This is a genomic window from Amycolatopsis thermophila (assembly GCF_030814215.1).
GTDB classification, from domain to species: Bacteria; Actinomycetota; Actinomycetes; order Mycobacteriales; family Pseudonocardiaceae; genus Amycolatopsis_E; species Amycolatopsis_E thermophila.
Genome location: NZ_JAUSUT010000001.1, coordinates 3,399,941 through 3,412,726, shown reverse-complemented (window position 1 = coordinate 3,412,726; position 12,786 = coordinate 3,399,941). Strand labels below are relative to the sequence as shown.

Genomic DNA, 12,786 nt, shown 5'->3' with positions numbered 1-12,786 from the left:
GAGTGAGATGAACGGCGCGCAGTCCCTGATCCGCACGCTCGTCGACGCGGGCGTCGACGTGTGCTTCTCCAACCCCGGCACGTCGGAGATGCACTTCGTCGCCGCGCTCGACTCGGTGCCCGAGATGCGTGGTGTGCTCGCCCTCTTCGAGGGGGTGGTGACCGGTGCCGCCGACGGCTACGCGCGGATCGCGGGCAAGCCGGCGGCGACGCTGCTGCACCTCGGGCCCGGCCTGGGCAACGGCCTGGCGAACCTGCACAACGCCCGGCGCGGCCACGTGCCGGTGGTGAACGTGATCGGCGACCACGCGACCTACCACAAGAAGTACGACGCACCCCTGGAATCGGACATCGAGGCGATCGCCGGTTCGCTCGAGGGCTGGGTGCGCCGGTCGGCGAGCAGCGCGGACGTCGGCGCCGACGCTGCTTTCGCGGTGGCCGCGGCGCAGGAGGCGCCGGGCCGGGTGGCGACGCTGATCCTGCCGGCGGACGTCTCGTGGGGCGACGGTGGTGTCGCGGTGAAGCCGGTGCCGCCGCGCGTCCCGCAGACCGTCTCGGACACCACCGTGAAGGCGGTGGCGGAGGTGCTGCGCTCGGGTGAGCCGGTGGCGTTGCTGATCGGCGGGGCCGCGTGCCGGGAAGCCGGGCTGCGGGCGGCGAGCCGGATCGCGACGGCGACCGGGGCGAAGCCGTTCGTGGAGACCTTCCCCGCGCGCCTCGAGCGCGGCGCCGGACTGCCGACCATCGAGCGCCTGGCCTACCTCGCCGAACAGGTTTCGTGGCAGCTGGAGGGAATCCGGCACGTCGTGGTGGCGGGGACGAAGGCGCCGGTGTCGTTCTTCGCCTACCCGGGCAAGCCGAGCGACCTGGTCCCGGAAGGTGCGCAGGTGCACACGCTGGCCGAACTGGATCAGGACGTGGTGGCGGCGTTGGAAGCGCTCGCCGCCGAGGTCGCGCCGGGCACCGAGCCCGTCCTGCAGGAACCGTCCCGCCCCGCTGTCCCGAGTGGACCGTTGACGGTGCAGAACTGGGTCGAGGTGATCGGGGCGCTGCTGCCGGAGAACGCGATCATCTCCGACGAGGCCAACACTTCGGGGCTGTTGCTGCCGGGCGCCACGGCCGGCGCTCCCCGGCACGACGTGCTGACGCTGACCGGGGGCGCGATCGGACAGGGACTGCCGGCCGCGGTCGGTGCGGCGATCGCGGCGCCGGATCGCCCGGTGATCGCGCTGCAGGCGGACGGCAGCGCGCTGTACACGATTTCGGCGCTGTGGACGATGGCGCGGGAGAACCTGAACGTGACGACGGTGATCCTCAACAACCACGCGTACGCGATCCTGCGCATGGAGTTGCAGCGGGTCGGCGCCGAGGCGGCCGGCCCGAAGGCGACGGACCTGCTCGACCTGGCCCGGCCGGACCTCGATTTCGTGAAGATCGCGGAGGGCATGGGCGTGCCGGCAACCAGGGCCACGACGGCCGAGGAGCTGGCCGAACAGTTCCGCAAGGCCATCACCGAACCCGGCCCGCACCTGATCGATGCAGCGGTGCCCCCACTGCTTTGACGGCGCTCAGCGCCGTAGATTCCCAAAGTGGAGCTGGGTGGTCATCCCGTCGCCTGAGGCCGTCTCGATCACTGTGAGCCAGGCCCGCACCCCCGGCACCCGCGCGAGATGACATGCCAAGCTTGCGGGCCTGGCTCACAGTGATAGGCCTCAATCAGGCGACGGGATGACCACCCAGCGACCACCCACCCAAGCCGAGCCGACAACGCTCCCCGGTCATCCCGGAGCCTGCCCGTCCGGCGAGGACATTCTTTTGATCTTTTCCCGCCGCTTCGCGGCGGTGGGCGCCTGCGGCGCTGGGTGGTCGCCTTGGGTGCCGACCTCCCCCGCCCCCTCCGGGAGGAGGGTTTCGGTCGCCGAGCAGGCGTGTCAAGGCGGGAAAGAGTACCTTGACACGCCTGGTCGGCGACCAAAGGCGGGCTGGGGATCGGGGGCGGGGGAGGTCTGGTGACGCCGCACCTCGCCTCGCGTTGCCGGCCGCCGGGAGGCCTCGTGAGGCCGTGTGTGCGGCTTGCGTTGCCGGGCGCCTGGAGGTGCGTGAAAAAAGAAAATGCGCCCTCCCCCATCTGGGAAGGGCGCATTTCCGTCGAACGGCTTACTCGAACTTCTCGCCCGCCTCGGCCTTCTTCACCAGCGACTCCGGCGGCTGGAAGTGCTCACCGTACTTCTCCGCCAGCTCGCGCGCCCGCGCCACGAAGCCGGGCAGCCCGCCTTCGTACTGGTTGATGTACTGGATGACACCACCGGTCCACGCCGGGAACCCGATGCCGAAGATCGAGCCGATGTTGGCGTCCTGCACCGAAGTCAAGACACCCTCGTCGAAGCACCGGACGGTCTCCAGCGCCTCGGCGAACAGCATCCGCTCCTGCAGGTCCTTGAACGGGACCTGGGCGCTGCCGGAGTTGAACGCCTCCCGCAGGCCGGGCCAGATCCGGACCCGCTTGCCGTCCTCGTACTCGTAGAAGCCGGCACCGGACGAACGGCCCTTGCGGTCGAACTCGTCGATCATCCGGTCGATCACCGCTTCGGAGGCGTGCCCCTGCCAGGTGCCGCCGGCCGCCTCGATCGCCGCCTTCGTCTCTTCGCGGATCTTGCGCGGCAGCGTCAGGGTCAGCTCGTCCATCAGCTGCAGCGGCGGGGCCGGGTACCCGGCCTGCGAACCGGCCTGCTCGATCGTCGCCGGTTCGACGCCCTCGCCGACCGCCGCGACGGCCTCGTTGATGAACGTGCCGATCACCCGGCTGGTGAAGAAGCCGCGGCTGTCGTTGACCACGATCGGGGTCTTCTTGATCTGCAGCGTGTAGTCGAAGACCTTCGCGAGGGTGGCGTCCGAGGTCTTCTCGCCGCGGATGATCTCCACCAGCGGCATCTTGTCGACCGGCGAGAAGAAGTGGATGCCGATGAAGTCCTCCTGCCGCTGCACGCCCTGCGCGAGGCCGGTGATGGGCAGCGTGGAGGTGTTCGACCCGAGCACGGCGTCCGGGTTGACGACGTTCTCGATCTCGCCGAAGACCTTGTGCTTGAGCTCCTGGCTTTCGAACACGGCCTCGATCACGAAGTCGACACCGGCGAAGTCCGCCGGGTCGGCCGTCGGCTTGATGCGGGCCAGCAGCGCGTCCGACTTCTCCTTCGTGGTCTTGCCACGCGAGAGGGCCTTCTCCTCGAGCTTGACCGCGTAGCCCTTGCCCTTCTCGGCCGCCTCCAGCGAGACGTCCTTGAGCACGACCTCGATGCCGGCCCTCGCCGACACGTACGCGATCGCGGCACCCATCATGCCCGCGCCCAGCACACCGACCTTCTGCGCCCGGTACTTCTCGTACCCGTCCGGGCGGGAGCCGCCGGAGTTGATGTGCTGCAGGTCGAAGAAGAACGCCTTCGTCATGTTCTTCGCGACCTGGCCGGTGACCAGGCTGACGAAGTAGCGGGTCTCGATCTGCGCCGCGGTCTCGACGTCGACCTGCGCACCCTCGACCGCCGCGGCCAGGATGGCGCGCGGGGCGGGCATCGGGGCGCCCTTGATCTGCTTGCGCAGGTTGGCCGGGAACGCGGGCAGGTTCGCCGCGAACTTCGGGTTCGACGGGGAACCGCCGGGCATCTTGTAGCCCTTGACGTCCCACGGCTGCTGGGCCTCGGGGTTGGCCTTGATCCACTCCTTGGCCCTGGGCAGCAGCTCGTCCACACTGGACACGACCTCGTGCACGAGGCCGAGCTCCAGCGCCTTGGCCGGCTTGTGCCGCTGGCCCTGCACGAGCACGTTCAGCACGGCGCTCTGGATGCCGAGCAGCCGCACGGTGCGCACGATGCCGCCACCGCCGGGCAGCAGGCCCAGCGTGGCCTCGGGCAGGCCGACGACGGTGCCCGGCACGTCCGCCACGATCCGGTGGTGCGTGGCCAGCGCGATCTCCAGGCCACCGCCGAGCGCGGCGCCGTTGATGGCGGCGACGACCGGCTTGCCCAGGGTCTCCAGCTTGCGCAGCTGGGCCTTCATGGCGTTGGTGCTCTCGGTGATCTCGGCCGCGTGCTCCGGCGTGGCCTGGATCAGGTCGCGCAGGTCACCACCCGCGAAGAACGTCTTCTTCGCCGAGGTGATCACGACTCCGGTGATCGAGTCCTTTTCGGACTCCAGACGCTCGACCGTGTTCTTGAAGGACTCGCGGAAGTCGGCGTTCATCGTGTTGGCCGACTGGTTGGGGTCGTCCAGGGTGAGCACGACGATGCCGTCGGAGTCCTGGTCCCAGCGAATAGTGTTGGTCATGATCACACCCGCTCGATGATCGTCGCGATACCCATTCCGCCGCCGATGCACAGCGACAGCAGCGCGCGCCGCGCCTGGCGCCGCTCCAGCTCGTCGACCATGGTGCCGAGGATCATGGCACCGGTCGCGCCGAGCGGGTGGCCCATCGCGATCGCCCCGCCGTTGACGTTGACCTTCTCGTCCGGCAGCTTGAGGTCCTTCATCCACTTGAGCACGACCGACGCGAACGCCTCGTTCAGCTCGAACAGGTCGATGTCGTCGGTGGTCATGCCGGCGATCTCGAGGACCTTCTTGGTGGCCGGGGTCGGGCCGGTCAGCATGATCGTCGGGTCCGAGCCGGTGATCGCGGCCGCCACGATGCGGGCGCGCGGGGTCAGGCCCAGATCCTTGCCGACCTGCTCGTTGCCGATCAGCACCAGCGCGGCACCGTCGACGATCCCGGAGGAGTTGCCGCCGGTGTGGACGTGGTTGATCTTCTCGACCGAGTGGTACTTCTGCAGCGCCACCGCGTCGAAGCCGCCGAACTCGCCGATCGTCTCGAAGGCCGGCTTGAGCTTGGCCAGGCTCTCCAGCGTGGTGCCGGGGCGGCGGTGCTCGTCGTGGTCGAGGATCGTGACGCCGTTGATGTCCTTGACCGGCACGACCGACTTGGCGAAGTAGCCGCCGGACCAGGCCGCCTCGGCCTTCTCCTGCGAGCGCACCGCGAAGGCGTCGACGTCCTCGCGGCTGAAGCCCTCGACGGTGGCGATCAGGTCCGCGCCGATGCCCTGCGGCACGAAGTACGTGTCGTAGTTGGTGGCCGGGTCGGTGAACATCGGACCGCCGTCGGAGCCCATCGGCACGCGCGACATCGACTCGACGCCACCGGCGATGATCAGGTTCTCCCAGCCGGAGCGCACCCGGGCGGCGGCCTGGTTGACGGCCTCCAGACCCGAGGAGCAGAAGCGGTTGAGCTGGACACCGGCGACGGTGTCGGGCAGGCCCGCGGCCATCGCGGCGGCGCGCGCGATGTCCGCGCCCTGGTCCCCGACCGGCGAGACCACGCCGAGGACGATGTCGTTGATCGCGGCCGGGTCGAGGCCCGGGTGCCGCGCCTGGAGCTCGTGGATGAGTCCGGTCACGAGATCGATCGGCTTGACCCCGTGCAGGGATCCACCCTTGTTCTTGCCACGGGGCGTCCGGATCGCCTCGTAGATGTATGCCTCGTTGCTCACACCGACGGTCCTTCCTGCTTACTGCATCCGTCTGGGTCTGACGCTAATTGTCACTAACATACTGCCCCTGAATCCCCTGGTGTCAACCGCTTGCGTGGGTTCTCACTCCGGCTAGAGTGGGATCACCATGCCGAGCACATCGAGCCGTCGTCCGGACCGCAGGAACCAGCTGGCCGCCCTTGCGGCCGAGCTGTTCCGCGCCCGCGGCTACCACGGCGTGGGCATCAACGACATCGCCGCGGCGGCGGGCATCACCGGGCCCGCGGTGTACCGGCACTTCGCGGACAAGCAGGCGATCCTGGCGTACGTGCTGCTCGGCGGCGTGCAGGAGATGGAGGACGCGACCGCGGCCGCGCTGTCGAGCCTGCGCCGGCCGGACGGCGCCCAGGTGGAGCGGCTGCTGCGGGGCATCGCCGAGGCGTCGGTGGAGCGTCGGGACGTGGCGGCGCTGTGGCGGTGGGAGGGCAAGCACCTCACGCCGGAGGACCAGCGCGAGATCGGTCGCCGGTCGACCGCGCTGCTCACGTCGTGGGCCAAGGAGCTCATGAACCTGCGTCCCGACCTGGAACCGGACGACGCGGAGCTGCTGTGCTGGGCCGCGATGAGCGTGTTCGGCAGCGTTTCGGTGCACCGGACGGCGGTGGCGCGGAAACGGTTCGCCGAACTGCTGGCCGCACTGGCCCGGCGCGTGTTGCACGTGCGACTGCCCGGTCCGGCGCCGGAGCCGGCGCCCGCGGTCTCACCGGGGGTCGGGGCGCCGTCGCGGCGCGAGCAGATCCTGTCGGCGGCCGCGGAGCTGTTCCAGCGCAAGGGCTTCCACGCGGTGAGCATGGAGGACATCGGCGCGGCGGCCGGGATCGCCGGCCCCAGCGTGTACCGGCACTTCGCCAGCAAGGCGGCCCTGCTGAGCGCGATCGCGCGCCGGGCGGCCGACCGGTTGCTGCTGGACGCCGAGCGCGTGCGCCTGAGCAGCGCCGACGAGACCGAGGCGCTGCGCGGGCTCATCGACTCCTACGTCCGGGTGCTGACCGGCTCGGCCGAGCTGGCGGTGTCGTTTTCCGCCGACGCGGTGAACTACGCGGAGGAGGAGGGCGCCGAACTGCTGCGCATCCAGCGTGACTACGTGTCACAGTGGGTCGCCTTGCTCGGCGCGGCCCAGCCGTCGCTGAACCCGCGCGAAGCGAAGATCACCGTGCACGCGGCGCTGACCATCGCGAACGACCTGTCGCGGACCCGGCGGGTCAACCAGCGGCCCGGCCTGGCGGGCGAGCTGCGCGTCCTGATGGCCGCCGTGCTCGGCCTGGACTGACCACGGAATCACTCTCGCCGCCGTCGGCTTGCCGACCCCACGGTGGCCCAGCGCCCCCCGGGGCGGGTGGCGCTCGCCTGCCCCGTGCGCTAACCTACTCACGAGTAGGTAACGGCGATGGGAGTGCGAAGTGGCAGCGCTCAGGGAGAACAGTGCCCGGAAGCGGGACGTGATGGGCCTCGGCCTGGCCGCCCTCTCCCGGCTCGCGGGCAGCAGGACCCTGGAACGCGCCGGGCTGCGGCAGCCGGTGCAGAACCTGGTCTCGGCCGCGACGAGGAACGGCTTCAAGGTCGCCGGCGCGGCCAGCCGGACCTTCGCCGGGCCACGGAAGCGCAGCGGTGACGCGACGCGCCCGGCCCCGGCCGAGGACAAGGGTCTGTTCGACCTCACGCCGACCGAAGACCAGCAGATGATCGTCGAGACGGTGGGCGAGTTCGCCGCCGAGCAGCTGCGTCCCGCGGCGGCCGAGGCGGACGAGAAGCTCTCCCCGCCCGAGGGCCTGCTCACCCGCGCCGCCGAGCTGGGCGTGACGCTCATCGGCATCCCGGAGGAGCTGGGCGGCGCCGGCGCCGAGCGGTCCGTCGTCACCAACGCGCTGGTCGCCCAGGCCCTCGCGCACGGCGACCTGGGTCTCGCCGTCGCGGTGCTCGCGCCGTCGGCGGTCAGCAACGCGCTCGTCCTGTGGGGCGACGCGCAGCAGCAGGCCGACTACCTGCCCGAGTTCGTGGGTGAGAACGTGCCGGCCGCCGCGCTGGCCCTGCTGGAGTCCAAGCCGCTGTTCGACCCCTTCAAGCCCGCCACCAAGGCCCGCCGCACGCCGAAGGGCTACCAGCTGGACGGCGTGAAGTCGCTGGTGCCGCGCGCGGCACAGGCGGAACTGTTCATCGTGTCGGCCGACCTCGAAGGGCGCGGGCCGGCGCTGTTCCTCGTCGAGTCGTCGACCGCCGGAGTGTCGATCGAGGCCGAGCCCGCGATGGGCCTGCGTGGCGCGGCGACCGGAAAGCTGCACCTGGAGAAGGTGTCGTTGCCGGCGGGAGCACTGCTCGGCGGCGGGTCGCCGGAGGTCTTCACCGAGGCCGTGCGCCTGTCCCGCCTGGGCTGGGCCGCGCTGGCCACCGGCACCGCGAAGGCCGTGCTGGACTACGTGATCCCCTACGTGAACGAGCGCACGGCGTTCGGTGAGCCGATCAGCCACCGGCAGGCCGTCGCGTTCTCGGTCGCCGACATCGCGATCGAACTCGAGGGCATGCGCCTGGTCATGCTGCGCGCCGCGGCGCGGGCCGAGCAGGGGAAGCCGTACGCGCGCGAGGTCGCGCTGGCCCGCAGGCTCGCCGCCGACAAGGGCATGCGCATCGGCAGCGCCGGGGTGCAGCTGCTCGGCGGGCACGGGTTCGTGAAGGAGCACCCGGTCGAGCGGTGGTACCGCGACCTGCGTGCGATCGGTGTACTCGAGGGCGTCGTCCTCCTCTGACAGCCTGGGAAGGTCATCATGATCAATCTGGAAACCCCGAAGAAGGCCCGGGCGCTGATCAACCAGGCGTACCAGGCGGCGTCGGAAGTGCTGCGGCCGATCTCGCGGAAGTACGACCGCGCCGAGCACGAGTACCCGGTCGAGCTGGACATGTTCGCCGCGGTGCTGGACGGGCTGAACTCCTCCGGCGAGGGCGGCGCGGGCGCGGCGGGCGTGCGGCGCAACGAGAAGGAGAAGGCGACCGGGAACCGCAACGGCGGCAACCTGGCGACCGTGCTCGGCACGATCGAGATGTGCTGGGGTGACGTCGGCCTGCTGCTGTCGATGCCGCGGCAGGGCCTGGGCAACGCGGCGATCGCGTCCGTCGCGAACGACGAGCAGCTGGCCCGGTTCGCGAAGACGTGGGCAGCGATGGCGATCACCGAGCCCGGCACCGGTTCGGACTCGGCGAACATCACCACGACCGCCACCGAGGACGGCGACAGCTACGTACTCAACGGCGAGAAGATCTTCGTGACGTCGGGCGACCGCGCGGACGCCGTGGTCGTGTGGGCCACTTTGGACAAGTCAGTCGGGCGGGCCGCGATCAAGTCGTTCGTGGTGGAGAAGGGCACGCCGGGTTTCGAGGTGGTGCGGCTGGAGCACAAGCTCGGCATCCGCGCGTCGGACACCGCGGTGCTGCGGTTCGACAACTGCCGAGTGCCCAAGGAGAACCTGCTCGGATCGCCGGAGATCAACACCTCCAAGGGTTTCGCGGGGGTCATGCAGACCTTCGACAACACGCGGCCCCTGGTGGCGGCGATGGCGGTCGGCCTGGCGCGGGCCGCGCTCGAGGAGACGGCGCGCATCCTCGCCGAGGCGGGTGTCGTGGTGGACTACGACCGGCCCGCGCACCAGCAGCACGCCGCGGCGGCCGCGTACCTGGAGCTGGAAGCCGACTACGAAGCGGCGTACCTGCTGACCCTGGAATCGGCCTGGATGGCCGACAACCGCAAGCCGAACTCGTTGCAAGCCTCGATGGCGAAGGCGAAGGCGGGCCGGTCGGTCGTCGACATCACCCTGAAGTGCGTCGAACTGATCGGCACGCTCGGCTACACGGAAGAGATGCTGCTCGAGAAGTGGGCCCGGGACTCCAAGATCCTGGACATCTTCGAGGGCACGCAGCAGATCCAGCAGCTCATCGTGGCGCGCCGGTTGCTGGGGAAGACTTCGGCGGAACTGAAGTAGGTTGTGAGGCACGGGAAACCGCCCGGCTCGCCTGATGTTGCGAGCCGGGCGGTGCGCTCTCGGCCTCGCCCGCATCGACGGTGATGACGATCGCCGCGCTCCGGTGAGAGCCGGCCGTTGCCGCTGATCGACCAGGTCCGGTCGACGTGGCTGGTGTCGCGGCCCGCGTGGGCGTTCAATGAGGGGTCCACAGGCCCTGGAGGTGGACCATGAGCGATCGCGACGACTTCCTCGCGTGGTTGGACTCCCGATGGCGCGACGCGGAGATCGCGCTGCACAACGGTGACGCCGGGGCCCGGCGTGCGATCTGGTCCCGGACGGCCCCGGTGACGATCCTCGGCGCCTGGTTGAACGCGAACGGGCCGGAGGAGGTCGAGAAGGTGTTCCGGCGGCTCGAAAACTCCTTCTCGAACTGCACGTCCTACCGCTACGAACCCGTCGCGGCCGACGTGCAGGGCGACCTGGCGTATACGGTCGGCTACGAGCACACGAGCGCGTCGGTGAACGGGGAACCCCGCGACTACACCCTGCGCGCGACCCAGATCTACCGCCGCGAGAACGGGGAGTGGAAGGTCGTCCACCGCCACGCCGACACAGTGGCCGCGGACAACGCCTGACACCTCGCCGCTCTCGACGAGCAGGCCGTCCAGCACGGGATCGCCGGCCGGATCGACACCCTGCTCGCCGTGCCGCGGGAGATCCACCAGCGACCGGGCGACCGTCCACACAAGATCTTCCTCCTCGTCGAATCCTCAGTCCACGTGCCGAAATCTGTAACAACCGCCCGCGGGATGCGACTTTCCCCACTGATCCCGAAGGGAGGCACGATGACTGATCACCTGATCGAGCCCGCCGCGGTGGAAAGGTTGCGCTCGGACTTCGACGGCCGGATCGTGACGGAGCTCGACGACGACTACGAGGACGTCCGCGGCGTCTTCAACTCCATGCTCACCGCCCGTCCGCGCGTGGTCGCCCAGTGCGCCACAGTCGCGGACGTCAAAGCGGCGCTCCGGTACGCCACCGAAAACGGCCTGCCGGTCGCCGTGCGCGGGGGTGGTCACAGCGTCGCCGGGGCGTGCCTCGTCGATGGCGGCCTCGTCGTCGACCTGCGGCGCCTCAACGCCGTGGTCGTCGACCCGGAAACGCAGACCGCCAAGGTCGGTGGCGGCGCGGTGTGGAGCGAATTCGACCGGGCCTGCCAGCCGCACGGCCTCGCCACCACCGGCGGCCGCGTGTCGACCACCGGCGTCGCCGGCCTCACACTCGGCGGCGGCTCCGGCTGGATCGAGCGCAAGTTCGGCCTCGCCTGCGACAACCTCCTCGCCGTCGACCTCGTCACCGCCGACGGTCGCGAAGTCACCGCCAGCGAGCAGGAGAACCCCGACCTGTTCTGGGCCCTGCACGGCGGCGGCGGCAACTTCGGCGTTGCCACGGAACTCACCTTCCGCCTGCACGAGGTGCCCGAGTTCTCGATCGCCCTGTTGCTGTGGCCCGCCGACCAGGGCCGCGCCGTTGCCGGCGTCTACCGCGACCTCATCCGCACCGCACCCGAAGACGTCGGCGGCGCCCTGCTCTTCATGACCGGCCCGCCCGAGGAGTTCGTGCCGGGACACCTGGTCGGCCAGCTCTGCTGCGGCGTCCTGGTGACCCACCTCGGACCGGAAACCGCGCTGCACGACGTCATCGGGCCGCTCCTGGCGACCGCACCCCAGGGCCAAGTCATCGCCGACGTCCCCTACGCCGACCTGCAGTGCATGCTCGACGACCCGCCCGGTTTCCGCAACTACTGGTCCGACGAGAACCTGCGCGAGCTCCCGGACGAGGCGCTGGACCGGTTCTGCGAACGCGCCTACGACATGGTCACGCCGTCACCGTCGCAGCAAGTGCTCCTGCCCTGGGGCGGCGCGGTCGGGCGGGGCCGGGAATGGCCGGGCTTCAACCGGGACTCCCAGTGGGCCGTGCACCCGCTCGGCCTGTGGGCCGCCCCCGCCGACGACGAACGCGCGATCGCCTGGGCCCGCAACCTCCGGGCCGACATGAAACCGTGGGCGACCGGTGACGTCTACCTGAACTTCATCGGCAACGAAGGCACCGACCGCATCGTGGCGGGCTACGGCGAGGAGAACTACCGGCGCCTGCAACGCGTCAAGGCCGAATTCGACCCGCACAACGTCTTCAACCGCTGGCACGCCATCGAACCCGCCTAGGTCAGGTGCTCGTCCAGGAACTCGTCGAGGAAACGCCACGTCGTGTCCCGGGCGCGGCGTCCGGTCAGGACACCGAGATGCCCGCCCGGGGCCGTCTCGAACCGCACCGACGGCGCGTTCTCCAGCAACGGCACCAGCCGCTCCACGGCGCGCCGCGGGGCGATGGTGTCGTTGCGCCCGGCGACCACCAGCGTCGGCACCTGCACACCGGACAGCGAGATGATCCGCCCGTTCAGGTCGAGCCCGCCCTCGACGAGGTCGTTGGCCCGGAAGAACCGGTGGTACATCTGGCCGAACGTGCGGCCGGGGTAGGCGATCATGTTGTCCATGAAGTGGTCGACCGCCTCGATCTGGGCGAGGTAGTCGCGGTCGCCGAGGTTCTGCAGGATCGCCAGCGGTTTGGTGATCTGCTTGTTGATCCCGGTCGCCCAGAACACCCGCTCGACCACATAGGACGGTGCGCCGCCGAACATCCGGTACAGCGGTGTCAGCAGGTAGCCGCCGGTGAGGTCGACCAGCGGACGGAACGGCGCGACCAGCGGGATGGCGGTGAAGTCGACCGGCGAGGCCACCGTGGTGATCGACCGCACCGGCAGATCCGGGCGGTCCGCGGTGGTCAGCAGGGCGAACAGCCCGCCCAGGCACCACGCGACCAGGTGCACGCCGCGCCCGCCGGAGTCCTCGCTGACCTTGCGGATCGCCCGCGGCAGCACCTCGTCGATCCAGTGCTCGATGCCCAGCCGCCGGTCGGAGAACGCGACCGTGCCGTAGTCGACGAGGTAGGTGCGGCGCCCCCGGTCGACGAGGTGCTCGGCGAGGCTGCAGCCGCGCCGCAGGTCGAAGCACAACGCCGGGGCGGCCAGCGGCGGCACGAGCAGCACCGGGTCACCGTCCGGCGACGGGGTCATCCGGTACAGCGACCGGTTGGGGCCCTGGTCGACCAGGACGCGCGGCACCGGTCGCAGGTCGGCGAGGCCGCCGCGCAGCACGCCGAGCGCGTTCGCCGCCATCGCGGCCACCGGAGGTGTCAGCATCTACCTCG

Annotated in this window: 9 protein-coding genes; 6 read left to right on the top strand and 3 right to left on the bottom strand. The window is 70.4% G+C overall.

Annotation, left to right across the window (positions count from 1 at the left end):
• The first annotated feature begins 7 nt into the window (after positions 1–7).
• Positions 8–1,561 carry an acetolactate synthase large subunit gene (locus tag FB470_RS16830; protein WP_306992658.1) on the top strand — a complete coding sequence of 518 codons (1,554 nt, stop codon included), beginning with the start codon at positions 8–10 and terminating at the stop codon, positions 1,559–1,561.
• Between the two features lie 595 nt (positions 1,562–2,156).
• Here FB470_RS16830 and FB470_RS16825 read toward each other — a convergent pair.
• Together FB470_RS16825 and FB470_RS16820 are read right to left on the bottom strand one after the other, a co-directional pair.
• Positions 2,157–4,316 carry a 3-hydroxyacyl-CoA dehydrogenase NAD-binding domain-containing protein gene (locus FB470_RS16825; protein ID WP_306992656.1) on the bottom strand — a complete coding sequence of 720 codons (2,160 nt, stop codon included), beginning with the start codon at positions 4,314–4,316 and terminating at the stop codon, positions 2,157–2,159.
• Positions 4,317–4,318: 2 nt separating this feature from the next.
• On the bottom strand, positions 4,319–5,530 hold the full coding sequence (locus FB470_RS16820; RefSeq protein ID WP_306992654.1) for an acetyl-CoA C-acetyltransferase: 1,212 nt from the start codon (positions 5,528–5,530) through the stop codon (positions 4,319–4,321).
• Between the two features lie 127 nt (positions 5,531–5,657).
• Here FB470_RS16820 and FB470_RS16815 point away from each other — a divergent pair, with 127 nt between their 5' ends.
• From FB470_RS16815 to FB470_RS16795, 5 genes are all read left to right on the top strand, one after another.
• On the top strand, positions 5,658–6,839 hold the full coding sequence (locus FB470_RS16815) for a TetR/AcrR family transcriptional regulator (RefSeq protein WP_306992653.1): 1,182 nt from the start codon (positions 5,658–5,660) through the stop codon (positions 6,837–6,839).
• 172 nt (positions 6,840–7,011) lie between these two features.
• Positions 7,012–8,310: an acyl-CoA dehydrogenase family protein gene (locus FB470_RS16810; RefSeq protein WP_306999312.1), complete on the top strand. Its 1,299-nt coding sequence runs from the start codon at positions 7,012–7,014 to the stop codon at positions 8,308–8,310.
• A gap of 18 nt (positions 8,311–8,328) precedes the next feature.
• A complete protein-coding gene (locus tag FB470_RS16805) occupies positions 8,329–9,537 on the top strand; it encodes an acyl-CoA dehydrogenase family protein (protein ID WP_306992652.1) in 1,209 nt (402 codons plus the stop codon).
• Positions 9,538–9,746: 209 nt separating this feature from the next.
• Positions 9,747–10,154, top strand: a complete 408-nt coding sequence (locus FB470_RS16800) for a YybH family protein (RefSeq protein WP_306992650.1) — start codon at positions 9,747–9,749, stop codon at positions 10,152–10,154.
• Between the two features lie 210 nt (positions 10,155–10,364).
• Complete coding sequence (locus FB470_RS16795) at positions 10,365–11,744, top strand: FAD-binding oxidoreductase (protein ID WP_306999310.1); 1,380 nt, start codon at positions 10,365–10,367, stop codon at positions 11,742–11,744.
• Here FB470_RS16795 and FB470_RS16790 read toward each other — a convergent pair.
• Positions 11,741–12,778: an alpha/beta fold hydrolase gene (locus tag FB470_RS16790; RefSeq protein WP_306992649.1), complete on the bottom strand. Its 1,038-nt coding sequence runs from the start codon at positions 12,776–12,778 to the stop codon at positions 11,741–11,743. The genes FB470_RS16795 and FB470_RS16790 overlap by 4 nt on opposite strands.
• Positions 12,779–12,786: the final 8 nt, after the last annotated feature.

What these genes read in the sequence shown, in the direction of transcription:
- FB470_RS16830 (WP_306992658.1), top strand. Translation starts at nt 8, where the DNA reads ATGAACGGCGCGCAGTCCCTGATCCGCACGCTCGTCGACGCGGGCGTC.
- FB470_RS16825 (WP_306992656.1), bottom strand. Translation starts at nt 4,316, where the DNA reads ATGACCAACACTATTCGCTGGGACCAGGACTCCGACGGCATCGTCGTG.
- FB470_RS16815 (WP_306992653.1), top strand. Translation starts at nt 5,658, where the DNA reads ATGCCGAGCACATCGAGCCGTCGTCCGGACCGCAGGAACCAGCTGGCC.
- FB470_RS16810 (WP_306999312.1), top strand. Translation starts at nt 7,012, where the DNA reads ATGGGCCTCGGCCTGGCCGCCCTCTCCCGGCTCGCGGGCAGCAGGACC.
- FB470_RS16805 (WP_306992652.1), top strand. Translation starts at nt 8,329, where the DNA reads ATGATCAATCTGGAAACCCCGAAGAAGGCCCGGGCGCTGATCAACCAG.
- FB470_RS16800 (WP_306992650.1), top strand. Translation starts at nt 9,747, where the DNA reads ATGAGCGATCGCGACGACTTCCTCGCGTGGTTGGACTCCCGATGGCGC.
- FB470_RS16795 (WP_306999310.1), top strand. Translation starts at nt 10,365, where the DNA reads ATGACTGATCACCTGATCGAGCCCGCCGCGGTGGAAAGGTTGCGCTCG.
- FB470_RS16790 (WP_306992649.1), bottom strand. Translation starts at nt 12,778, where the DNA reads ATGCTGACACCTCCGGTGGCCGCGATGGCGGCGAACGCGCTCGGCGTG.